Below are 22,832 nucleotides of genomic sequence, written 5' to 3'. Positions count from 1 at the left end.
GCATGCGCATCGGCGATACGGAACATCGTCAGCCATTCCCGCTGCCGGTGAGTCTTGCCCATGCTTCCAACACCAGCCGCCGGGTGCGGTACTCACCAAACTGCCGGATTTCCTTTTCCTTCAGCACCCGGAAGGTTTCGCCGGGGAAGGTGTGGGCGGATGGCGAATGGGAAGTTGGCGAATGGCGAGTGGCGAGTGGTTCAGGAGCGAGTGGTGAGTGGCGAGTGGCGAGTGGCTGCTCGCTACTCGCTACTTCGCTATCCGCCCCTCTCTCTTCCCACGGGTCAAGGATGTCTTCCAGTTCGCGTTCCGTCAGGTCAGCCGGATCGAGGATGTACCGCAGTTGCTTGCGCGTCAGGCCGTACAGCCGGGCGTAATACGCATCGAGTTCGGCGCGAATCTGCGCCCGGCGGGCAGCGTTCCAGATGAAGGGGGCGAGTGGTTCAGAGGCGAGTGGTGAGTGGCGAGTGGCGGAATTGGCGAGTGGCGAATGGCGAGTGGCGGAATTGGCGAGTAGTGAGTCGCGAGTAGCGAGTGGTGAATTACTACTCGCCACTCGCCGCTCGCCACTCGCTTCCTTACAACTCGCTACTCGCTGCTCGCTACTCGCTCCCTGTTCGCTACTCGCTACTCGCTGCTCGCTACTCGCTTCTCTCCCACTCGCTACTCGCCACTCGCCATTCGCTTCCCTGCGGTTGGCTTCCCATTGGGTACGGATGGCGGCGCGCAAGGCTTCATCGGCTTCCTGCCACACATCGTCGGCAAAGGGCTGCAGGTCCCAGGCGGTGTACGTCAGTTCCAGTACGCGCGGGACGATAAAACGCAGGTCTTCCGGGGTGTAGGCCGCAGGCGGCAGGACAGGAAGTTGGCTCACAAGGAAAAAGTTCATGTGTACCCCGGCAATTTTCTGCCGTGTTACGTAATCGAATACCTGAGTATTAAGATTGCATAATAGACAACAGACCAGCACGTGGTTGCTCTCTTGGCACAGGAGTATTGGCAGATTGTTCCCTACCCCAACTCTGGGCAGCAGGCTGAAGATGGCGGTGCGTTCGTTGGTGGCGTTGGTCACATCGCGGAAGCCAAGCAGCCAGCCGCGCTGCCAGTCGCCCAGACGGGCCGCGACTTCTTCCGCCGGCACCCAGTACCACGGCTGCACCACAAACTGCGGGTCGGCATGCTGACGCCCGTCCGGGGTCGGCAGTTGCGTGCCGGAACGCGAATCCATGCCCTCATACGTGCCGTAGCGATGGTCGTAGTGCCAGATCATCTTGGCTTCGTAGAGGGGAAGATAGGTGTTGGCGAGTGAGGAGTGGCGAGTGGCGGAATTGGCGAGTAGTGAGTCGCGAGTAGCGAGTGGTGAATTACTACTCGCCACTCGCCGCTCGCTTCCTTACAACTCGCTACTCGCTGCTCGCGACTCGCTTTCTCACTACTCGCTACTCGCTGCTCGCCACTCGCTTCCTTCACAAACCGGTTCCCCACCAGCCGGTAGCCTTCCTTTTCCAGTTCGGCGCGGGTGCGGAAGAGGTGCGAGTCAGTGTTCATCATGAACATCAATTTGAAACTGATACCCCAAGGGTTTTGACCTGTCTTCTCGTTGACCAGTATAGGTACACGCTCGTAGATGGCGCGCGTCAGGTCGGCATCCTGCCGGGTACGGAATACTGGCAAAGTCCGCGTGTTTGGATTGATGACACGAATATCGTCGGCCGTCAGGCTGAAAACACGGCGTGGGTCCCGGAGATGTTCGGCGCGGGTGGCGAAAAAAGCGAGTAGTGAGTGGCGAGTGGCGGAATTGGCGAGTGGCGAATGGCGAGTGGCGAGTGGTTGATCGCTACTCGCTACTCGCTGCTCGCTACTCGCTTCACTCGCTACTCGCTGCTCGCTGCTCGCTACTTGCTCGCTACTCGCTACTCGCCGCTCGCTACTCGCTCCCTGTTCGCTACCCACTTCCTCACTCCCGCCGGTCAGGGTAAGCAGGCAGAATTTCATGCGGCTGTCCACTGCCTGGAAAAGTTTTTCGCGGTTTTCAAAGTCGAACAGGCTGACAAGTTGGTTGTTTTCGATAATGCTTGAAGAAAACTCCTGAGCAAACGAATCCGTCATGAGTCCCGTTGGCACCACTAAGCCAGCCCTGCCTGATTTTGCCATGAGCATTGAGCTGAGTTCAGCAAAAATATATGCCATGTTCATCCTCCCCCTGCCAGTGCGCATAAATCTCCCTGAAAAGTGGAGGAATTTTTTGAAACAGTCATTGGCGTGCTGTTTCTTCCAGAACTCATGGTATAGAGATGGATTTGTTTCACGCAGATTCTCAATCATCTTTTTTCTCTTGGCCATGTTGGGAGCAGCGGCAATGGCTGGTTCACGAGTGGCAAAAAACTCTTCCGGGTCATGCTGAATCATCTCCCAGGGCGGGTTGGAAAGCACCACGTCGAAGCCGGTGGGGGAAGGGGCGAGTGGGAGGGAAGCGAGTCGCGAGTCGCGAGTCGCGAGTAGTGAATTGCCCTCCGAACCACTCGCCACTCGCCACTCACCACTCGCTTCTGAACCACTCGCCACTCGCCATTCGCCACTCGCCTCCCCACCACTCGCCACTCGCCATTCGCTACTCGCCATTCCCCCAAACACCTCCGGGAACTCCAGCGGCCAGTGGAAGAAGTGCTGCTCCGCGGCAAGGGCTTCTGCGATGGCCACCGCCTGGGGATGCCGCCGGTCGGCGAGATGGTCCGTGATGACCTGGGTGGTGATGGCGGACGGGGCGGCTCCCGGCTTCAGGCGCTGAAAGAAGGCCGCCGTCCACAGATGGCACGCTTCAGCCAGCTTCCGGCGCTGCGGGTCCCGGTCATAGTCATCATAGAGGCTTTTCTTGCGGCGTACGTCGGCGGGCGAGTCGTCGGCGATGGCTTCAAGCTGCTGGCGCTGTGCCTGTAGCCCGGCCAGAAGGTCCGTCGGGTCAAACGGAAGTTGCCCCTGCCTAGTCTCCAGATCGTGACGTTCCTTTTTGTTCTGCTTTTTGAGAGCGGCAGCCGCCGATTTGTCATCGGCGCTGACCGGAGCGAAGGCTTCATCGGGGATGCCCCTTTCCAGAACCGCCAGATCACGGACGCCCACCAGCGAGTCGCCGCACTTGATGTGGTGGTCCAGAAAGGTGAGGGGCTTACCCACACAGTGCGCTTCCAGCCACAGGGCCACGCGGCACAGCTCCACGGCCAACGGGTTTTTGTCCACGCCGTAGAGGCAGCGGGCCACCACGTCGCGGATGGCCTCGCGGACGTGATCGGGATCAGGCTCGTCTTTGCCGGTACGGATTTTGGCCAGTTCCTTGCCCAGCCGCCGCGCCGCCGCCAGCAGGAAATGTCCCGAACCGCAGGCGGGGTCAAGGACGCGGAGGGAGAGCAGGGTGTGTTCGGCGAGGGCTTGGGCGAGTGGTGAGTGGCGAGTGGCGAGTAGCGAGTGGCGAGTGGTGAGTGGTTCAGGGGCGAGTGGTGAGGGGTAGGGGCAGTTCCGGGAACTGCCCGTACTGGCGGGTGGCGAGTGGGGAACTAACTCCTCCTGAGACTGCGCTGAAGATTCACCATCTGTTTGCTGAGTACATGAATCCAGTCCAGTATCGGCTGGGTTGTCACCGGAGCCGCCAGTCCCACCCGCTGTGCCAGCAAAGTGTAAGTTTCCAGCTCTCTCAGGCTGCCCGCCGCGATGTTGAGAAAATGAAGAAACTCCTTCGTTCCCCGCCGGGCCCAGCCCTCCGCGATGTTCGCCGGAACCGAGGTTGCGGCACGCCGCATTTGGCTCGTCAGCCCGAACAGTTCCTCCCGGGGGAAGCTCGCGGTGAGCTGATACACCTGTTCTGCCAGGTGCATCGCTTTCTGCCAGACTTCCAAGTCTTGATAGGATTGAATTGCCATGGCGTTCTCCAAAGCGTTCGATAATCATCTGACGCACCACTCGCCATTCGCCATTCGCCACTCGCTGTAGCTCATCCGCCATTCGCCTGGCCTCGGCCAGCCGTTCTTCCAGTACCGGTTCGAGCGCCGAACGGATGAGTTCCGCCACGAGTTCCGGCGGGGTGTAGTAGGAACCGGTGCTCTTGCGCTCTGACCCGGACGCCAACTCAAAGCGGGGCACCCTTCCCGACATGTCAATCTGCGGGTGGTAGTCGAGCAGGCTCTCATAGACCGAACCGAGTTCTTCGACATCCAGCGCGGCATAGTTCACGCGCCGGGGCGGCGCCGAAGGCTCTTCCCGGTAATACGCCAGATGCCAGAAGGCTTCGAGGAAGTCGCGGTTGCTGATGCTGCACTGGTCGAGGTCAAGGGGCTCGAAAAGCGCCCCGTTGAGGGGGGACATGCCCAGGCACGCGGCAAGGTTGTCGTCGGAAAGTACCTTCCACAGCACCTTGAGGCTGCACCAGATGTCTTCATGGTCGGTGTAGGCGCTGTGCCGGTCGAGCAGCCGCCGCAGCCGCGCCACGCCGTAATGCTCCCGATAAAGAGGGCTGTCGCCAATCAGCCCCCGGTCTTCGGAAACCAGCAGGAAGAGCAGGCGATAGACCAGACGTAAGAGTTGCCGGTAAAAGTCGTGGGGGGCGAGTGGTGAGTGGTGAGTGGCGGAAGGGGCGAGTGGTGAGTGGTGAGTGGCGAGTGGTTCAGGGGCGAGTGGTGAGTGGTGAGTGGCGAGTGGTTGATTACTACTCGCTACTCGCCATTCGCTACTCGCTTCACTTCCACTCGCTACTCGCCATTCGCTACTCGCTTCACTTCCACTCGCTACTCGCCATTCGCTACTCGCTTCCCTTCCACTCGCTACTCGCCATTCGCTACTCGCTTCCCTTCCACTCGCTACTCGCCACTCGCCACTCGCTTCTTCCTCCCCTCTCAACCCCGCGTTGGCCGGATGCGCGAGAAAGCCGTTGGCGAGGTGTTTGATACAGGCTTCCACGCCGGCGCGCAGCCCCTCCCGGACGCGCCCGCCCTGTTCTATGGCGTCCCGGTAGTACTGCTCCAGCAGGCAGTCCGGGGCATCTTCGGCCGTGCGCGGCAGGCGGGTGCGGTGCAGCAGCCGGTAGAGAACAGCAAAGTCTCCGAACCGCTGCTCTTCAAGAATCTGGCGCAGGTCGAACTCGACATAGGCCTGCCGGCGCACAAAGGTGCTGTTGCGCAACAGGCGCACCACGAGACCGTTGGTGACAAGTCCCCAGACGTGATCGGTCCGGTTCAGGTATTCCTGCACCAGCGAATGCGGCGCAAGGCGTGACCGGCTGCCCGGGGCCAGCCGCCCCAGTTCCTGCCGTACGCCCACGAGGTGGACCGGCGGAGCATCCTCCGCTTCGCCGGCCCGGTGCGAGATGGCGAACGTCGCGCCGTCTATGTCATGGGCGCGCGCGTTGTAGCGCAGTTCATAGCCCAGCAGGCTCAGAAACGGGATCAACCAGGCATCACGGGTGACGGATGTGGCCGGGTCGTCCTTCGGCAGACGCTCCAGCCGGCGCTGGAAGACCTCCCACTGGGTGCGGGCATCAGCAAAGACGCTGGCTATTTCATCCGTCAGGCTGCGCCGGCCGTCCAGCCCGAAGTCTTGCAGCTTCTGTCCGGGAAGCTCGCCGGCAAGGAGCTTTTCCAGCGTATCGGGGCCCAGAAGCCCCCCTTCAATGCGTACGGCGGAGAGCTGGCTCATCGTGACACCATGGGTTGCAGAACAAGAATTCCCAGAAGATCAGGGGGAAACTGTGGCTTGACCGCAAGCCCGCGTATGCGCAGCGCCACGGCCTGCCGGATGCGCTTGTGGGATTCAGTCAGTTCATTGGCGCGGCGGGCAACGTGCTCCCGGATAGCGCTTTGCAGCGGGTGCGCGGCGCCCCAGCGTTCAGCCGACTCCGCCTGCCATGCGCCCAGATTGTCAAGGATGTGCGTCACCAGCTCCCGTTTCTCCGCCAGAGAGAGGTTGGCGTCGGGTTGGGCTTCCGCCAGCAGCCGGAGGGCATCACTGGTGTCCAGCCAGCGGGTAGTACCGGCTTCCAGTCCGGCGTAGGCCAGGACCAGAACTTCCTCGGAGAGCAGCGCTGGGGCCTGAAGTTGCTCGACCAGATAGCGTACGCGCAGCAGGAGGATGGTCGTCAGTGCCGTCACGGCACGGGTACGGATGGCCCCGCAGCGGGAGACCGTTGCGTTGCCGGGCTGGTTCAGCGCCGCCTCGAAAAGATAGCGGGCAAGCGTGGCCACAAAGCGGTGGTTGCGGCCGATGTACTCCGCCCCTTCGGGCGTGGGCGAATCAAAGCTGATGCGCCAGCGGCCGCCTTTGGGGGAGGGCAGGGCGAGCCGGATGGCTTCGGGCAGCGTGGCCGTGGCTTCCGGCGTAAGACTCACCCGGAAAACGCCCGGCTGTTTTTCCTGGGCAACGGCCAGCCCGAGGCGCTGCGCCGCCGCAAGAAAGAAATGACGCACGGCAGTGGGGTCGCCCAGGACGGCATCCGTGGCCTCGACTTCACGCTGGACTTCTTCGGGCTTGAGCGCCCGCTGCGCAAACCGGGTGCGGTTGAGCCGCTCGCGTTCGGCATACTGCTGCCACTGCTGATGAAACGTCTCTACTTCCGACACGCCAAGGTTGAGTGCAAGCTGGCGCGTTAGCGCCCGCCGCCCCTGGCGCAGGAAGAGGGCCTGGAGAACGGCCTGGGTGACGCTTTCGCTTTCTTCGGGCACGGGCACGTGCGTGCCGAGCGTACGGTGAATTTCCCGCGCCTTGTCGAGCAGCACCTCCAGCACCACGCCGTCTATGGGGTTGTCCTGCCCGAAGAACCGGATGACCCTGACCCGCCTGGCCCTTTGGCCGTAGCGGTCCACGCGGCCCTCGCGCTGCTCCAGCCGGTTGGGGTTCCACGGCAGGTCGTAGTGGATGACGGCCGTGAACAGTTCCTGGAGGTTGACGCCTTCGGAGAGGCAGTCGGTGGCGACGAGTACCCGTGGGCGTTCCGCGTCGAGGTCGGCGATTCTGGCCTGGCGCTCGTCATCGCCCATGCGGCCGGTGACGCACACGACCTGGGCGGCGGTTTCCAACGCCTGGCGCAGGTGGTCGGCAAGGTAGTCGGCCGTGGCGACGTACCGGCACCAGAGGATGGGATGGAAGCCTTCCTTCAGCAGCCGGCGCACGATGGCGATGACCCGCGCCAGCTTGGTGTCGTCGTCTGGGCCGTGGAGTTGTTCGGCCAGCCGGGCGAGTTCGCGCAGCCGGCGGCGGTCGGTCTCCGGCAGGGTGGTGTTGGCCGCCTCAACGGCTGGGGTTGGGGCTTCGTCGTCAGTGCGGTCTTCCGCCGACTCGAACACGAGCCGGCCAAAGGCTTCCGCTTCGGCTTCTTCTTCGGGCGGCACGCCGGCGCGGTTGGTCAGCGCCGTGCGGGCGGCCGCCGGGCTGGACATCACACAGCGCAGCAGTGCCAGCGCGCCCCAGTAGCGCACCCGCCGCTGGCGCTTTTCCAGATGCGCGCCGGTACGCACGATTTCTGAGCAGAACGCATAGGTGCGCTCAAACAGCTCACGGTGCCGGTCGGAAAGGGCGTAGGTTTCATCCGTGGATTCCCGCGTGGGGAAACAGGCGGTTTCCTGCCATGTCTGGGCGATGTCGCGCCGGGTGCGCTGGACGAAATGCCGGGCGAGTTCGGTGCGCTGGGTTTCGGTGAGCGTCTGGAGATTCCACGTTCCGAACTTCGGGTGCAGCAGGCCGAGCAGCGAACGGAAGGCGTCTTCGATGCCGCTGTGCGGCGTGGCCGTCAGCAGGATCAGATGCCGGTCGGCTTTTCGGGCGACGGCGCGCAGGAGTTCGTGCCGTTCCTGCTGGTTGGTGCCCGGAGCGGCGGCCGCGCCGTGGACTTCATCGGCAATGACCAGTTCGGGGCAGAACTGCAAAAACTGGCTGCGGTTGCGCTCCGTTTTGACGAAATCAAGGCTGGCCACCTGGATGGGGAAGTGTTCGTAGAGGCTGCGTCCGGCCGGCGTCTGGCGGTCAAGCTGCCCGACGGTTCCCGACCGGATGATGACCGGTTCAAGGTTGAACTTTTCGGTGAGTTCCTTCGCCCATTGTTCGCACAGGTAGGGCGGGCAGAGGACACAGAAGCGCCGGATTTCGCCGCGATCCAGAAGTTCTCTGGCAATCAGCAGGGCTTCGATGGTTTTGCCCACACCCACGTCGTCGGCAATGAACAGCCGCACGGGGTCGAGGCGCAGGGCCATCAGCAGGGGGACGAACTGGTACGTCCGCGGCCGGATGGAGATGCGGCCGAGCGAGCGAAACGGCGTCGCGCCTTCGCGCAGGGTAAGCCGTGCCGCCTGCCAGAGCAGATGGGCGCTGGTGGCGTCGGAAACGTCCTCGGTGGTGGGCAGCGGGAAGGACGCGGGCGTAATGCGCTCAAACGGCAGGGCCCCGCCCACGAGGTTCATAAGTTTCCGGTGAATGTGAACCACGTCGTCCGGCGTGCCGGTGAGGGGGCGGAGGACGATGAATTCGTCTGTGTCGGCGGGCATCACGACCCATTCGCGGTTTCGGCAGCGGACAATCGAGCCGGGGTGCATCGGGGGCCTCCGTCAGAAGCTTGCAGGTGGTGAAGGGCATCCTGCCGTCGCATAAAGCTGCGGGGTGGCGGGCATCAAAACACATGACCAGTTGCCGTGGCAGCGCGTACCTGATGCCCGGCCTGATGCCGGGCGGATGCGCGTGTGCTTGGCTGTCCGGGAGTTCTGCGTATTGACTCCAGGTTTACTCCAGGGCGTCACCGCCCAGCGCCTTCAGTAGCATGGCAATCTGTTGTTTGAGGTTGGGAAGGTCATTTTCCACTGTCTTCCAGACCTCATGCAGATCAATCCCAAAGTACTCATGAATGAGCAGGTTGCGCATGGCCACAATCCGCGACCAGGGTATCTCAGGGTGAGCCTCGTGAAAGATTCTGCCGAGTCGTGCAGCCGCCTCCCCGATAAGTTGAAAGTGGTACAAAACCCAAGTCTGAATCAGTTCATCCTGCTCAAACGCCTCTTGTCCCCGAACGGTGTAGCGCTCAATGTTGGTAATGGCTTCCAGAATGTCCTTCAGGCGTTCTTCGGGGACTCTCATAGCGGGACAGCCTCGTGCAACACCCGCTCACGGATACGGGCTTTGAGTCCGCGACTGCTCACCACGTCCACTTTGACTCCCAGCCGTTCCTGAAGCTCAAGCCAGAGGCCGGCGTGGTCGAGAAGGCTCCGGTTCGGCTCGAAGTCCACAAGCAGGTCAATATCGCTCTGTTCATCGGCTTCTCCGCGAGCGACTGAGCCAAAGACACGCACGTTGTGAGCGCCGTACCTGGCGCACGTCTGTAAAATCTCTTCCCGCCTGGTTCTCAAAACTTCTTCAGGTGTCATCGCCCCCTCCTTTCCCTTCGGGACTGGCTGCGTGGGCGGCGGTGAGCTTCGTCGAGGCTTTCCTTCGCCTTTCCCAACAACGCCCCGGTCTCGTTGATACAGTTACACCCTCACGGCGAACATTCATCAGAAACGGGGTGTTTCGTGTCTGAAGCCAGGCGAATACTCTTCGGAAAGCACGAACGCAGTAGAAATGGCCACATCGTACTTCGGGCTGATCCGTGCGGCAGCTTCGGCCGTGTTCCTGATCAGTGTGCCGTAGTCAAAAGGGAGACGCATCACGCACAGGATGTCAATATCAGAACCTTCCTGTGCGTCTTCACGCGCATGGGAGCCGTAGAGCACAACGGCTTCCAACGCTTCACCCAGAATCCTGGTCAGTTGATCCCGGTACTCCCGGATGATCGGTTCGATCCGGTTGGGCTTGACCATCCCGCCTCCTTCAATCCATTCGGAAGAGGGGTTTTTGTACGTCTCCGAATGCCATCCTGAATCAGGCATTATCCATGCGCGGCTACTGGTTCAGAAACAGGCGGATGGGGTCGGCCACCGGCAGCGGCGCGGCGGTGACGAAACCTTCCGCCGCCGCAACGCCAATCAGGCTGCCACGGTGGATGTCCGCGGCGCGCCGCTGGCGGAGAAAATCCGGCGCCGAAAGGTACGTCTGCGGCTCCCGGCTGCCCGGCTGGTGCAGTTGCGAAGCGTAGGCACTGATGACCTCATACTTGGCCGTGAACTGGGCGCTGATGTCCACGAGAAAGGTCGGCGCAACCGCCGGGTTGAGCGGCGGCAGAAAGTGAATCAGCGCCCGCGTCCGCCAGCGCGGCAGGCCGCTTTCGGCGTCATAGTTGGCGAGCCGGGCGTGGTGAACTGCTGCTGCGACGAGCCGGGCCAGACACTGGTGGTCGGGATGTTCTTCCGCCGGATGGTGTGTAAACACGAGCGTCGGCCGCGCCTGGCGGATGACGCGCACCAGCGCACGGCGGGCCGCGTCATGGTCGGTGAAGTGGCCGTCGGGCCAGCCCAAGTTGACGCGAAAGCTCGCGCCCAGTTGCGCAGCCGCTTCGGCAGCTTCGGTGGCACGCTGCTCCGGCGTCCCACGGGTGGCCAGTTCGGCGCGGCTGGCATCCACGAGACCCGTGCGATAGCCCTCGGCGACCAACTTCAGCAGTGTGCCGGCCATCGCCAGCTCGATGTCGTCGGGATGTGCACCGATGGCCAGGGCGTCCACGGCACACACCGCGTCCGCAATGGCTGACATCAGTCTTCGGCCGGCTTGAAGTCCATGGAAATGGAGTTGATGCAGTACCGCAGGCCGGTTTTGTCGCGTGGGCCGTCATCAAACACATGGCCCAGATGCGAGCCGCACTGGGCGCACATCACCTCGATCCGGCGCATGCCGTGGCTGAGATCAAGTTCGGTCACAATGGCCTCTGGACTGATCGGTGCCCAGAAGCTCGGCCAGCCTGAGCCGGAGTCATATTTGGTTTCAGAAGAAAAAAGTGGCGCGCCACAAGCCACGCAGTGGTAGGTCCCAGTACGCTTTTCACGGTACAGCTTGCCGGTAAAGGCCCGCTCCGTGCCTTTCAGGCGGGTGACGTAGTACTGTTCGGGTGTCAATTGCGCCTGCCACTCGGCTTCGTTTTTCTGAACGGGAAACGTTTTCATCAGGGAAACCCTCCATGCCACGACATGGCATCGGCGAAATGGCATTGAACGACCCTTCCGCCGCGCCTTGCTTGTCATGTGCGCCGCACATCTTTCATGTTCCGTGGTGTACGCTCAAGCCCGCGTAGCCGACGCCTTTCTGGAGATGCTGTGATGATGTGGAGACCATGGGTTGTCGCCGGGTGGCTGCTGTTCGCCGGTGGTTGGGGCAACGGCCAGTCCGTCCAGGCTTCGGCCCCCCAGGAAGCGCCTGTCAAAGGCGCGCCCGTGAAAGACGCATCCGTGAAGGATGCGTCCGTAAAAGACGCGCCGGTGACGCTGCCGGTCGAAACCGGCAGCTTTCGGCCCAGTGAACTCGTGGAGATTGTCCAGCTCGATCCGAGCATCAAGCTCGACATCCGCTATGCCACGGCCAACAACTTCGTCGGGCGTCCGGTGTATGACGAACCGCGCGCCTTTTTGCAGCGTCCGGCAGCGGAAGCCTTGGTCAAGGCGCATCGGTGGCTGAAGGCGCACGGCTACGGTATTGTGGTCTTTGACGGCTACCGGCCGTGGCGGGTGACGAAGCTGTTTTGGGAACTGACGCCGCCCGACAAGCGCGACTACGTGGCTGATCCGTCCAAAGGGTCGCTGCACAATCGTGGCTGCGCGGTGGATGTGTCCCTGTACGATCTGAACACCGGCGAACTCGTGACCATGCCGAGCGACTATGACGAAATGAGCGAGCGCGCCCACCCGGATTACACTGGCGGAACGGAAGAACAACGCCGTTTGCGCGACCTGCTGCGCACCGCCATGGAGCTTCATGACTTCAAGGTGTACCGCTACGAGTGGTGGCACTTTGATCACAAGGACTGGCGACAATACCGCGTCCAGGACATTCCCTTTTCTGAAATTCCCGCGTCCGGTTTGCCCGTGCAGCCGGGGGAGACGCCACCATCCAATCCGCGTCTATGAATCCGCTGAGTCCGGGGACAGTCCTTCAGCAGCGCTATACCATCGTGAAACTGCTCGGCAAGGGCGGTATGGGCGCGGTCTATCAGGCGACGGACAAAAAGTTCGGGAGCACGGTCGCCCTCAAGCAGATGATCGTGACCGGCGAGGCCTTGGTTTCTGCCTTCGAGCGCGAGGCCATCCTGCTCAATGGTCTGCGGCATGCCGCCCTGCCGGTCGTCTTCGATCACTTTGCCGAGGCAGGCGGGCAGTTTCTGGTGATGCAGTTCATTCCCGGCAAGGATTTGGCCGAACTGCTCACGGAGCGCGGTGGTCCCTTTCCGCTGACGCAGGTGGCCAAGTGGGCTGATCAACTCCTTGATGCGCTGGAGTACCTGCACGGACGGACACCACCCATCATTCACCGGGACATCAAGCCACAGAACATCAAGCTGACGCCGGAAGACAGCCTTGTGCTGCTCGACTTTGGTCTGGCCAAGGGGGATTTATCCGGGGATGCCGTCCAGCAGCGCAGCCTGGTGGGGTTTACGCCGGTGTTTGCCTCTTTGGAGCAGATGCGCGGCCTTTCCACAGACCCGCGCAGTGACCTCTACTCGGCGGCGGCCACGATTTACTGCCTGCTCACCGGGCGGCCTCCGGTGGATGCCCTGGCGCGGGCCGATGCTTTGCTGGCAGGCAAGCCTGACCCGCTGCCGCTGGCCAGCGATGTCAATCCCCAGGTGCCACGGACGGTCGCCGAAATTGTACGGCAGGCCATGACGGTTTCGCGTGATGAGCGGCTGGCTTCCGCCAAAGAGATGCGGCGGCAGCTCCGGGCAGCGTTCAAGGCCGTGCGGGCCGTGACCGATGACCTCGATGCCACTGTCGTACCGTCCGCTGCCCCACTCCAACAGTCCGTTTCGCCGCCGCTGACTGCACCAGGTCAGGCTTCTCCGGGAGCAGCAAGGCATTTCTGTGTCGCCTGTGGGGCGCCGCTGTTGGCCTCGGCCAAGTTCTGCATAAAGTGCGGGCATCCCAATCCAGCCTCATCACCAGCCCCATCATCGCCGTCGGTTGCGCCCCCTTCGGGCCTGCCGCTGTCAGGGCAACCGTTTTCCACCCAGCCCTTTCCTGGCTCGTTTCCGGCTGGAACCTCGGTACAACCACCGCCAGCGCCAGTGGCATCGCCGACGCCCGGTGGCACCGGTACCTCTCCCTCTCCCTTCTCGTCAGCATTGCCTTTGGCGGGTGGGCTGGCAGCCAGTGAAGTCGTCCTGCTGTTTGGAGATTACTTTGCACCGCCGGCAGTGGGTGCCGATCCGTGGTCCAAGCTGCTGCACGTGCCGACGCGGGTGAGCGCCGCGATTCTGGCCCAGGCCATCTGGGCTGCGGCCTTTCTCGACTGTGAGCGTCAGGGAGCAATCACGCTGATCCCGGTCAGCGTCCAAGGTGACCTCACCAAAATGACCTATGCGCTCAAGTCGCCGACCGTCAGTTTGGTGTCCTACAGTCTCGAGGCCAACATCGTCGAGATAGCGCGGCTACGGCTGGATCAGAGTGTGCCGCTGCCGGTCGCCGCCGCTGTGGCGGACATCATCCGTTTTGATTCGCGCAATGCCTGGCGGCACACCGTCGGGTTGGTCAAGCTGGGTCTCAACCGCCGGCATCTGCTGACCATGACGCCCGGTTCGCTGCCGGCGCCGTTCCCGTCCGGGCGGTTTGCCCTGACGCCGCAGGTCATTGACCTTGCGCGGCGGACTTCGCCTGAACCCGTGCAGCGGTTGATGGCCACGGCGCAGGGGCAGTCAGCACGCTGGACGCTGCTTATCAAGTCCATCAACGCCGGCCTCCAGCGCCGAACCAACCCGATGCTCAATCTGCCGGAACTCGACCAGGACTTCTGACCCCGGACGGAAACCACAGCCTTCCCACCGATTTCAGTTTCTGGCCATATCTCCGTCACATAGCTCGCCTATACGAAAGTCCCGACGCAGGGAATCACGCCTTATGCCTTGAACTGTCGAGGTTTATTCGTGTGATTCCGTCTGTCGTCCGGGGTATCGCCACGCCCCGGACGGTGTGTTGCTGAAAGCTTCCGCAACCGAAGGGGACGTATGTCGCATAATACGACACTGAGCATCGTCAGGCCGGGGAGCGTTTTCCGCCATGGGTTGCGCACCGGCGTGTCACTCCACTGTCACACCAAATTCTCCCGCGAAGTCTTGGATTTCATCCCGCACTACGCTGCGAAAATTCCCCTTGTGGCCGGACGTTTTGCCCGTCTGTGCCAACGCTATGAAGCGCGGCATGGGCGTCCGCTGGATTTCACTCAGGCGTGGTGGACGCCGCCAGTGACGCCCCGCGTGCTGCACGATGCCGAAGTGCGGCACATGGAAGCGACCCTTGGCGTGCGGGGCATCGTCTCCATCACCGACCATGATGAAATCGAAGCCTGCTGCGGCCTGCGCGCCATGGGGGAAGATGTGCCGATTTCGACCGAATGGACGGTGCCGTTTGGCGTGGCCTACTTTCACGTCGGCGTGCACAACCTCCCGCCTGACCATGCCCGCGCCATTGCCGAAGAACTGTTTGCCTTTACTAAAGACCCGGAAGCACGCGCCAGGCCCGATGTTCTGGAAGAACTGTTCTCGATGCTCAACGCGCTTCCGGGCGTGCTGGTGGTGTTGAACCATCCGCTCTGGGACATTGAAAACATCGGGCAGGCGCAGCATCTGGCCGCACTGAAAAATTTTCTCGACCGCTACAAACGCTGGCTGCACGCCCTGGAAATCAATGGCTTCCGCTCGTGGCGCGAAAACCTCGACGTGGCGCGTCTGGCACGTGAGCTGGAGCTGCCATTGGTTTCCGGCGGCGACCGCCACGGGCTTTCCCCGAACACAGTGGTCAATCTGACCGATGCTGCGACCTTCGAGGCTATGGTCGAGGAGCTACGGGTTGCGCGCCGCAGTCATGTGGTCGTGCTGCCGACGTATCAGGAAAACATGCTGTTGCGCGTGTTCGAGGCCGCCGCGCAAATTCTGGACGATTACCCGGACTATCCCGAAGGACAGCGCCACTGGACCGAGCGCCTGTTTTTTCTCGATGAGCATGGGCAGCCCCAGTCGCTGCGCCAGTGCTGGTCTGATCACAGCCCGCTGTGGGCACGGGTGGCTACGTGGGTCTTCCGGCAACTTGGACGCCGGCATTGGCGCCCGGCACTGGAAAGGGTTCTCCCCAAACCGCAGTTCGAGCTGGGGGAACTGTAAACCAACACCAATGAAAGCCATTGGCATCTGCGCTGCGTGGACGCTTCAGGGCCCGGCCGGTAAGCTGGCTGACTGATGGTTCTCACCCGGAGTCACCATGACCAACTTCCTGCGCGTTGCCTTGTTCCCCGATGCCTACCATGAAGCCAATGGCGTGGCCCGTACCTTTCGGACGCTGGAAGGCGTGGCTCGTCGCCGGGGGCTGCCGCTGTTGCTCGTGCGCTGTGCCGCATCTTCCAGCAGCCACCAACCCCAGACCGATGGCTCCGTCACCACCATCGAACTCCAGCGGGGGGGCTGGTCATTTCCCCTGGATACTGACCTGAGTTTTGACCTTTGGCTGTGGCGCTACGCCCGCGAAGTCCGCGAACAGGTGCGTGCTTTCGGCCCGCAGGTCATTCATGTCACCGGCCCCAGCGACATCGGACAGCTCGGCGTCTATGTTGCCAAGTCGCTCCGCCTGCCGTTGGTGATGTCCTGGCACACGAATCTGCACGAGTATGCCGGACGGCGGTGGTCGCGTCTGCTGGACTACGCCTTTATCTCGCCACTGGTGCGGGAGCAGACCAGCCTGTGGGCGGAAGCCCAATCCCTGTGGGCGACGATGAAGTTCTATGAATACGCCGATGTGTGTCTGGCGCCAAACCCGGAACTCGTCGCCCTGGTGGCGCAAAAGACAGGCAAACCCACCTACCTGATGCAGCGGGGCATAGACGCTGAGCAGTTTCATCCCCGTCATCGCACGCGGCCCCGGCTGCCTGCCGTCGTCCGTCTGGGGTTTGTCGGGCGGTTGAGCGCCGAGAAAAACGTCCGTTTTCTGGCCGAACTGGAGCGGCAGTTGTTGGCGCAAGGGCTGACAAACATCGAATTTCGGATCGTTGGCGCCGGGAGCGAACGCGACTGGCTGGCCCAGACGATGAAGACGGCCACCTTTGCCGGTGTGCAGCAGGGGGAGCGGCTGGCGCAGGAGTACGCCGACTTCGACATCTTTGTGTTCCCGTCCCGGACGGACACTTACGGCAATGTCGTTCTGGAAGCGGCGGCGTCCGGCGTTCCCTGTGTGGTGACGGGTGACGGCGGGCCGAAGTTTCTTGTTGATCCTGACGAGTCAGGAGTCGTGGCCCACGACAATGCGGCTTTTGTGTCGGCCGTCGCGGAACTGGTGCATTCCGCCGAACGCCGCCAGGCCATGGGGGAGGCTGCACGGGCGCGTGCGCAGCGCGCTTCTTGGGAAGCGGTTCTCGATGAGGTCTATCAGGCGTACCAGATTGCTTGTGCCCAAAGTCCAATCATTAGTGAGTTTTAGTACGGTTTTTGCGGGGAAAGATTAACCTAAGCAGAGAAAATCTGAACCTGTTCTTCACAATCTTGTAACCCGACCATGTCACACTCCCCGAATGACCAAAAGAAGACATGGGTCAGCAGAAATTTGCTTCTATCACTATGATGTACTTGGGTTGGAGTCATGACCAACGTGTCTGTGAGCGACGTCAAGCGTGTGGTAGGTAGCCGTTTGCTTCGGCTGTTCGTCTGCATGAATTTCTTGGCAATACCTTTCATGTTCGGCTTTGGTTCGGCACCGGCGCAGGAGCGAGTGCTGACCGACAGTGAAATCGTTGCGTCGTTGCGCGCACTGCGCAGCGAGATGCTCGACCTGTTGTCGCAGGTGGCCGGGAAGGGGGCGGCGATGACCCGCCCCAGCCGGCGCACCATGGATTATGAGTCGTATCGTCGAACCTTTGAGTCCTACAGCGCCAAGATTGATGACTGCTACCGTCGTCTGGCTGCGTATTACAGTCAGATTGACCGGGTCTATCGGACGGGTTCCAGCACGCCGCTGTACAAGCAGATGGTGCAGACCTACCTGGACACCAAGGGGGTGTTCGACAATCTGAAATCCACCTTCAACACCCTCGAACCACCCGAAAAAGTTGTGACGGAAGCTGTGATTTCCAATGACCAACGCCTCAACGAACGGATTGCGACCTCTGTGCGCACGGCCGCTGTCCCGACAGCACCGCCACAGGCCGCCAAGGAAATCGTGGATGCAGATGACTCCCGCTTCATCGGCACGTTTGATGCCGTTGAGATGTTTCTGCTCGTGCGTGGTGACAGTGCCTGCTACGTGCTGTTCGGTTGGAAGGATGTCGTTGAGGATGAAAACGGCAAGTCGCTGGAGGAATACCACCTGGCGGTTGCCCGGTCGGAGTCGTTTCCGATGACACCGGAAATACGCACTCTGACCCCGGAGCAGCACCTGGAACATGCTTTGAAGCTCAAGATTGCCATGGTCGAGGCGCAGGGCGAGACGATGACCGACCTCAAACAGTTTTTTGCCCGCGCGAAATCGTATGCCCGGACCAACTGAACCCTGGGTGGGACCTTGCCCGTCCTTCTGTCCCGGCAGCCATGTCACCCGGAAGACGCGGAGAGAAAAGGCTGGCTGTGTGAAGTAGGTAACAAGCCGGGTTACATTAATCTTGCTTCAATTCAGGGAAGTGCGGTTTGATAGTGACATAAGTTCAACCGGGTGCTGAATTTTTAGGGTGCAGGCGCGGTGATACCTGGTTCCTGTTCTCTCCCGTGTTGCGTCACGCCAAGTTAATTCATCGATTGGAAGGGTTAGAAGAATGCGACCTCCACTTCGTCAGTTTCGGGATCGGTTCACCTTGCGGTCCTTGGCCGTCTGTCTCCTGTTGGGCCTGGGCTGGGTGTCTGGCGGCACGGATTCGGCCTCGTGCCTGGCCAAGACCCAGGGGCAGGTGATGAGCGATAGCGAAATCATCGGAAACCTGAAAGCACTGCGCAGAGAGATGTTTGACCTGCTTTCGCAGGTGGCCGGCAAGGGGGCCGCTGCCGGACGGCCCAGCCGTCGGACGATGGATTATGAAGCCTACCGCCGGACCTTTGAGGCGTACAGCGCCAAGATTGATGACTGCTACCGTCGCCTGTCGGCTTGCTACGCCCAGATTGACCGGGTTTATCGCACCAATCCCAACTCGCCATTGTATAAGCCCATGACCCAGGCCTACCTGGATGCCAAGGCGGTCTTCTACAACCTCAAGTCCACCTTCAACACCATCGAGCCGCCGGACACCCTCCGCACGGAAGCGGTTGCCGTTGCCGACCGGCGGCTGAACGAGCGGATTGCCACCTCAGCCCGGACGGCCACACTGCCACCGGCCCCGGCTGAAGCGGCCAAGGACATTATCGAATCGGATGAATCACGCTTCATCGGCAATTTCGATTCGGTGGAGATGTTCCTGCTCGTCAAGGGGGATATGGCCTGCTACGTCATGTTTGGCTGGAAAGAAGTCACCACGGACGATACCGGCAAGTCCAGCGAGCAGTTTCATCTTTCTGTCGTGCGCTCAGAGATGTTTCCGTTCACCCCAGCGGTGCGCGCCTTGTCGCCGACCCAACACCTGGAAAACGCACTCAAGCTCAAAATCGCTGCCGTGGATGCTCAGGGTGAGGTGCTCAGCGATTTGAGTGAGTTCTTTGCCCGCGCAAAATCCTACAGCCGCATGAATTGATGCATTGGATACAAGCCTGGAAGGCGCTTGGACGGGGCAGTTCAGTGCGTGAGCTGCCCCGTCAACGTTTTTGACGCACGGATTCCTGTGCGTCAGTCCCTCGGAAAAAGGCTGTTTACAAAGTGACAGCTTTCATGTTTCACTACTTGCCCATCAATGATTCCAGTCTGAGCCGTCTTTTTTCCAAGACAAAGGCTTATTTTTCAGGTTGCCCCCAGAGCTTTGCACCCCGTGGTTGAGGTTGCTGTCATGACGCAGTTCGCAAGATGGCTGGCTCGTGGACGGTGTTCAGGTTTTCCCGCAGTTGGCTGGAAGCCCTGTCTTTGTCTGGTGTTCCTCACGATGGCCCTGGCCTCTCCGGGTTGGCTGCACCAGACCGGTTATGCCCAGTCGTCAAGGGTGCTTTCCGAAGCCGAACTGCTGGGGGCGTTACGCGCGTTCAGGGCCGAAATCGAAGAGATGCAGAAGCAACTGGCCGCCTCACCACTGAGCCAGCCGGTGGGGCGGCGGACGCTGCGTTATGACGAATACAGCGCACTGTATGCCAACTGGAGCAGCCGAGTCCAGGAGCGGTATGGTGTCCTCAACGGGTACTATGAAGAGGTCAACCGCATCTATCGGGCCAATCCCAACTCCCGGCTGTATCTCGACATCAGGAAGGCCTACCTCGACGCCAAAACCACCTTTGACGCACTCAGTACCTCTCTGGCGCAGTGCGCCAAACCGGAAGATACCCGGACGCCGACGATTGTTGTCACTGATGGACGCCTCAACACGCACCTGACCAAAACCGTGGCTACGGTCAAGACCGAGACGACCCCGACGGTGGACATTGGTCAGGCTGATGAGCTGCGCTACATCGGCAAGTTCGATGCCGTTGAGCTATACCTGCTTGTCCATCGCAACCTGGCCTGCTACGTCATGTATGGCCTGCACGAGCGCAAGGTGGATGACTCCGGGCAGGTCGTGGACGAGATTGACCCACGGGTGGTTTTTTCGCGGACATTCGATGTCAGCAAAGTTCAGAAGTTCACGCCACAGGAACACCTCGATTACGTGCTCACGCTCGATTTGACGCCGGTGCAGGCGCAAGTCGAAACCTGGCGGTTCATCACAGAATCCCTGGCGCGCGCCAAAAGCTATGCGCGTGGTGACTGACGGGCGTCAGGTCATACAAACTGCTCCCTTGGGCGGTGCGGCACCAACCGGGCTGATGCCTTCCGGGTGTGGAATTCTCATTGCTGCGGCACATCTGAATCCTCTACGCTGAGGGCGTCAGTCATTCCCCTTTGCTTTGACTGACTGCGAATGTCCGCCGTCCTCGACGTACTTCCTTGTCAGCTTCCCGTCAACGTTTTATCGCTGCCATTGGATCAACTCCGTTCCTCGGTCGCCTGGCTTCGGCCCTGCGCCAGTCCGGGTTTTTGGTAGGTCCGCTACCGGTGCAAACTCCGCACTGGTGGTTGCAGACGGATGCCATTGTGCTGGATGCACCTGCGGCGGCCACGCGCCCGCTGCCGGACTGGTGGCAAACAGCCCGCGAACAGCAGGTGCCGTTGTTGGTCTGTACCGGGCGTCTGGGTGAACCGGAACTGGCCGGTTGGCTCACGGCCGGGGTGACGGATTGTTTTGATGAGCAGATGCCCTTGCCGCTGGTGCTGCACCGTATCCAGCAGGCCGTAGAGGCCCGGCGTCAGGCAACCGAAGGCCGGCTGCAGGCTGCTTTTCTGGCCAGTCTCTCCGTTTCTGCACCGCTGCGCCTGGCCGTGATGGAGAGCGTCGGCGCAGGGTTTGTCTTTCGGTTTATCAACCGCACATTTGCCGCTGATTTTGGTCGCTCCCCGGAGCAATTGGTTGGGGTGCCGCTGGAAAAACTGGGGCTGACAGAAACCCAGTTGGCCGATGTGGCCGTCTGGCAGCGGTGGTGCCGCGAAGCCCTGCGGTTGGGACGTGCCGTTTCCTTCGTTCACCAGTCACTGCGGTCTGCCCGCTGGTTCTCGGCAACATTCGAGCCGCTGCGTCAGCCGGGTCTGGTCACGGAGGCTGTATCCATCTATGTCGAAGACATCACCGACCAGCAGGCCGCCAAGCTCCGCTCAGTGGAGAGTGAGGAGCGCTTTTACCGCGTCTTTCAGGTGATTCCGATTGCCACCGCGATTCAAACCATTCCCGATGGGCGCTATCTCGATGTCAATGCTGCCTTCACCAGGCTGTTCGGCTACAGCCGCGCCGAGTTGATTGGCCGTACGGCGCTTGAACTGGGATTGTGGGTCAAGCCTGAAGAACGCGAGCGCTACTATCACGAGCTGGAGGCACATGGCCGGGTCCTGGACTTCCGGGGCAGTTACCGGACACGCGATGGTCGGATTGGGGAAGCTGTGCTCTCGGCCGTGACGCTCGTCATCGGAGACCTGCCCTGCCAACTGGCACTTCTGCAGGATGTGACCGAAGCCCAGCACCTGAACGAACGACTGCGCCAGCGGGAGGAGTGGTTTCATGCCATTCTCAACGCGACCCTGGATGGCATTATCGTCGAAGATGACCAGCGGATCGTCTATGCCAATCAGGCCGTGGCGCGCCTCTATGGCGTGGAAACGCCAGAGGCCCTTGTTGGGCAGGATTTTGCCGTTATGTGCGCGCCGCACGAGGAAGTCCGGTTGCGGGATTACACCCAGCGCCGTATGCGGGGAGAAGTCGCTCCGGCTACCTACGAGTTCACGGCCCAGCGTGCTGACGGAACGACAGTGACCCTCGAAAACTCGGTTTCCGAGTTTTTTTCCGGCGGCAAAAAGTACCTCATCGCCGTCATGCGCGACGTGGAAGAGCGCAAGCGCCTGCAAGCCACGCTCCAGCAAATCCACAAAATGGAAGCTGTGGGACGGCTGGCTGGCGGGATTGCCCATGACTTCAACAACCTGCTCAACAGCATCCTTGGGTTTTCGCGGCTGGCCCACCGCAAGTCCAGCCAGATGAATGACCCGACCCTCGATGAATACTTCCGGGCCATCGAAGATTCCGCTGAGCGCGCGGCACAGTTGGTATCCAAGCTGCTGGCTTTTGGCCGTCAGAAGGAAGCCTCGCGCCAGACGGTGAACCTGAATGCCGTGGTTGAAGACAGCCTGTTTTTCGTACGCAGCCTGTTGCCGCCCAACGTCGAGTTGGTGACGAGCCTGCTGCCGGATTTGCCGCCATTTGAGGGCGATCCCGACCAGATTCAGCAGGTCATTATCAACCTGTGCCGCAACGCCTGCGATGCCATGCCCGACGGAGGAACACTGACTCTGGGCACCCGGGCCGATGTCTTTCCTGTGCAACGCGATGGACGTACCCTCAGCGGCCAGCTTGCCGGACACTGTGTGTGTCTGACCGTGGCCGATACCGGCGTCGGTATGGATGAAACCACCCGCCAGCATATCTTCGACCCGTTTTTCACAACCAAAGACTTGGGCGATGGGGCCGGACTTGGCCTCTCAGTCGTTCACGGGATCGTCACGGCGCACGGTGGAACCGTTGGCGTCAAGAGTGTTCCCGGAAAAGGCAGTTGCTTCGAGGTACGGTTTCCGGCGTTGCGGTCAGGCAGAACCGGCGAGCAGCCGGTGGCGGAAAACCTGCGGCGGACGCCCGGAGGAATCCCTCTCCTGCCGGAAGCCGCAAGGCTTGTCCTGGTCGTCGAGGATGACAACCTGATTGCCCAGCTCTTTACGGAAATCCTGCACGAAGTCGGCTACGACGTGGTTGTGGCCACGGACGGGCAGCAGGGTGTCGCCCGCTTCGCCGAACAGCCTGACGCCTTCGAGTTGGTCATCCTCGATGCCCTGCTGCCCAAGCTCGACGGGTTGGGGTGCCTTCAGTCCATCCGCCAGTACAAGCCACAGATTCCGGTACTGGTCGTGAGCGGTTACAGCGAAGAAGTCACCTCCGGCGAGTTGTCCGCCCAGGCGACCGTGTTTTTGCAAAAGCCCTTTACCCCGGAAGTGCTGCTGTCGGCCGTGGCCCGGGCAGTTGGTTCCACCAAGGTCATGTGACCTGCCTGCCTCCTGCGA

The 22,832-nt window shown here is 61.4% G+C and carries 17 protein-coding genes; 8 read left to right on the top strand and 9 right to left on the bottom strand.

Features of this window, described 5'->3' with window-relative positions; genetic code table 11:
• Positions 1–28: 28 nt before the first annotated feature.
• The 9 genes from CABTHER_RS18005 to CABTHER_RS17835 all read right to left on the bottom strand — a co-directional run bounded on the left by CABTHER_RS18005 (position 29) and on the right by CABTHER_RS17835 (position 11,440).
• The gene (locus CABTHER_RS18005) at positions 29–1,270 is read right to left on the bottom strand and encodes a hypothetical protein (RefSeq protein ID WP_041570031.1); all 1,242 of its coding nucleotides are present in this window, start codon (positions 1,268–1,270) and stop codon (positions 29–31) included.
• On the bottom strand, positions 1,267–5,679 hold the full coding sequence (locus CABTHER_RS18000; protein ID WP_455423202.1) for an Eco57I restriction-modification methylase domain-containing protein: 4,413 nt from the start codon (positions 5,677–5,679) through the stop codon (positions 1,267–1,269). The genes CABTHER_RS18005 and CABTHER_RS18000 overlap by 4 nt, the downstream gene beginning before the upstream one ends.
• The gene (locus CABTHER_RS14590; RefSeq protein WP_014101446.1) at positions 5,676–8,564 is read right to left on the bottom strand and encodes a helicase-related protein; all 2,889 of its coding nucleotides are present in this window, start codon (positions 8,562–8,564) and stop codon (positions 5,676–5,678) included. The genes CABTHER_RS18000 and CABTHER_RS14590 overlap by 4 nt, the downstream gene beginning before the upstream one ends.
• Positions 8,565–8,748: 184 nt before the next feature.
• Positions 8,749–9,099: a HepT-like ribonuclease domain-containing protein gene (locus CABTHER_RS14585; protein WP_014101445.1), complete on the bottom strand. Its 351-nt coding sequence runs from the start codon at positions 9,097–9,099 to the stop codon at positions 8,749–8,751.
• Positions 9,096–9,386, bottom strand: coding sequence for a nucleotidyltransferase family protein (locus CABTHER_RS14580; protein ID WP_014101444.1), 291 nt, complete (start codon positions 9,384–9,386; stop codon positions 9,096–9,098). Before CABTHER_RS14580 ends, CABTHER_RS14585 begins: the two co-directional genes overlap by 4 nt.
• 126 nt (positions 9,387–9,512) lie before the next feature.
• Positions 9,513–9,818 carry a nucleotidyltransferase domain-containing protein gene (locus CABTHER_RS14575; RefSeq protein ID WP_014101443.1) on the bottom strand — a complete coding sequence of 102 codons (306 nt, stop codon included), beginning with the start codon at positions 9,816–9,818 and terminating at the stop codon, positions 9,513–9,515.
• An 82-nt stretch (positions 9,819–9,900) separates the two neighbouring features.
• Entirely contained in the window at positions 9,901–10,647 is a 747-nt protein-coding gene (bshB1, locus tag CABTHER_RS14570) for a bacillithiol biosynthesis deacetylase BshB1 (protein WP_014101442.1), read from the bottom strand.
• Positions 10,647–11,054 carry a peptide-methionine (R)-S-oxide reductase MsrB gene (gene msrB, locus CABTHER_RS14565; protein ID WP_014101441.1) on the bottom strand — a complete coding sequence of 136 codons (408 nt, stop codon included), beginning with the start codon at positions 11,052–11,054 and terminating at the stop codon, positions 10,647–10,649. The genes bshB1 and msrB overlap by 1 nt, the downstream gene beginning before the upstream one ends.
• A gap of 74 nt (positions 11,055–11,128) precedes the next feature.
• Positions 11,129–11,440 (bottom strand): pentapeptide repeat-containing protein, encoded by a 312-nt coding sequence (locus tag CABTHER_RS17835; protein ID WP_407060103.1) that lies wholly within the window; start codon positions 11,438–11,440, stop codon positions 11,129–11,131.
• Between CABTHER_RS17835 and CABTHER_RS14560 the strand changes: the two genes are divergently transcribed.
• From CABTHER_RS14560 to CABTHER_RS14525, 8 genes are all read left to right on the top strand, one after another.
• Positions 11,322–12,011 (top strand): M15 family metallopeptidase, encoded by a 690-nt coding sequence (locus CABTHER_RS14560; RefSeq protein WP_407060102.1) that lies wholly within the window; start codon positions 11,322–11,324, stop codon positions 12,009–12,011. The genes CABTHER_RS17835 and CABTHER_RS14560 overlap by 119 nt on opposite strands.
• Positions 12,008–13,891, top strand: coding sequence for a serine/threonine protein kinase (locus CABTHER_RS16300; RefSeq protein WP_014101439.1), 1,884 nt, complete (start codon positions 12,008–12,010; stop codon positions 13,889–13,891). Before CABTHER_RS14560 ends, CABTHER_RS16300 begins: the two co-directional genes overlap by 4 nt.
• A gap of 210 nt (positions 13,892–14,101) precedes the next feature.
• On the top strand, positions 14,102–15,253 hold the full coding sequence (locus CABTHER_RS14550) for a PHP domain-containing protein (protein WP_049787549.1): 1,152 nt from the start codon (positions 14,102–14,104) through the stop codon (positions 15,251–15,253).
• Between the two features lie 97 nt (positions 15,254–15,350).
• On the top strand, positions 15,351–16,559 hold the full coding sequence (locus tag CABTHER_RS14545) for a glycosyltransferase (protein ID WP_014101437.1): 1,209 nt from the start codon (positions 15,351–15,353) through the stop codon (positions 16,557–16,559).
• 237 nt (positions 16,560–16,796) lie between these two features.
• Positions 16,797–17,621, top strand: a complete 825-nt coding sequence (locus CABTHER_RS14540) for a hypothetical protein (RefSeq protein WP_212770377.1) — start codon at positions 16,797–16,799, stop codon at positions 17,619–17,621.
• Between the two features lie 262 nt (positions 17,622–17,883).
• A complete protein-coding gene (locus tag CABTHER_RS14535) occupies positions 17,884–18,789 on the top strand; it encodes a hypothetical protein (protein WP_041570029.1) in 906 nt (301 codons plus the stop codon).
• A 330-nt stretch (positions 18,790–19,119) separates the two neighbouring features.
• Positions 19,120–19,947 (top strand): hypothetical protein, encoded by an 828-nt coding sequence (locus CABTHER_RS14530; protein ID WP_148264137.1) that lies wholly within the window; start codon positions 19,120–19,122, stop codon positions 19,945–19,947.
• Between the two features lie 284 nt (positions 19,948–20,231).
• A complete protein-coding gene (locus CABTHER_RS14525) occupies positions 20,232–22,814 on the top strand; it encodes a hybrid sensor histidine kinase/response regulator (RefSeq protein ID WP_148264136.1) in 2,583 nt (860 codons plus the stop codon).
• The last annotated feature ends 18 nt before the right edge of the window (positions 22,815–22,832 follow it).

The organism is Chloracidobacterium thermophilum B (assembly GCF_000226295.1).
GTDB classification, from domain to species: Bacteria; Acidobacteriota; Blastocatellia; order Chloracidobacteriales; family Chloracidobacteriaceae; genus Chloracidobacterium; species Chloracidobacterium thermophilum.
Note: the sequence above shows the minus strand (reverse complement) of the source record. Positions and strands in the feature narration are given on the sequence as shown.

Excerpts from the sequence above, each read along its gene's own strand:
- CABTHER_RS18005 (WP_041570031.1), bottom strand. The coding sequence starts at position 1,270 with ATGATCTGGCACTACGACCATCGCTACGGCACGTATGAGGGCATGGAT.
- CABTHER_RS18000 (WP_455423202.1), bottom strand. The coding sequence starts at position 5,679 with ATGAGCCAGCTCTCCGCCGTACGCATTGAAGGGGGGCTTCTGGGCCCC.
- CABTHER_RS14590 (WP_014101446.1), bottom strand. The coding sequence starts at position 8,564 with ATGCACCCCGGCTCGATTGTCCGCTGCCGAAACCGCGAATGGGTCGTG.
- CABTHER_RS14585 (WP_014101445.1), bottom strand. The coding sequence starts at position 9,099 with ATGAGAGTCCCCGAAGAACGCCTGAAGGACATTCTGGAAGCCATTACC.
- CABTHER_RS14580 (WP_014101444.1), bottom strand. The coding sequence starts at position 9,386 with ATGACACCTGAAGAAGTTTTGAGAACCAGGCGGGAAGAGATTTTACAG.
- CABTHER_RS14575 (WP_014101443.1), bottom strand. The coding sequence starts at position 9,818 with ATGGTCAAGCCCAACCGGATCGAACCGATCATCCGGGAGTACCGGGAT.
- bshB1 (WP_014101442.1), bottom strand. The coding sequence starts at position 10,647 with ATGTCAGCCATTGCGGACGCGGTGTGTGCCGTGGACGCCCTGGCCATC.
- msrB (WP_014101441.1), bottom strand. The coding sequence starts at position 11,054 with ATGAAAACGTTTCCCGTTCAGAAAAACGAAGCCGAGTGGCAGGCGCAA.
- CABTHER_RS17835 (WP_407060103.1), bottom strand. The coding sequence starts at position 11,440 with ATGCTCGGATCGAGCTGGACAATCTCCACGAGTTCACTGGGCCGAAAG.
- CABTHER_RS16300 (WP_014101439.1), top strand. The coding sequence starts at position 12,008 with ATGAATCCGCTGAGTCCGGGGACAGTCCTTCAGCAGCGCTATACCATC.
- CABTHER_RS14550 (WP_049787549.1), top strand. The coding sequence starts at position 14,102 with ATGTCGCATAATACGACACTGAGCATCGTCAGGCCGGGGAGCGTTTTC.
- CABTHER_RS14545 (WP_014101437.1), top strand. The coding sequence starts at position 15,351 with ATGACCAACTTCCTGCGCGTTGCCTTGTTCCCCGATGCCTACCATGAA.
- CABTHER_RS14535 (WP_041570029.1), top strand. The coding sequence starts at position 17,884 with ATGCGACCTCCACTTCGTCAGTTTCGGGATCGGTTCACCTTGCGGTCC.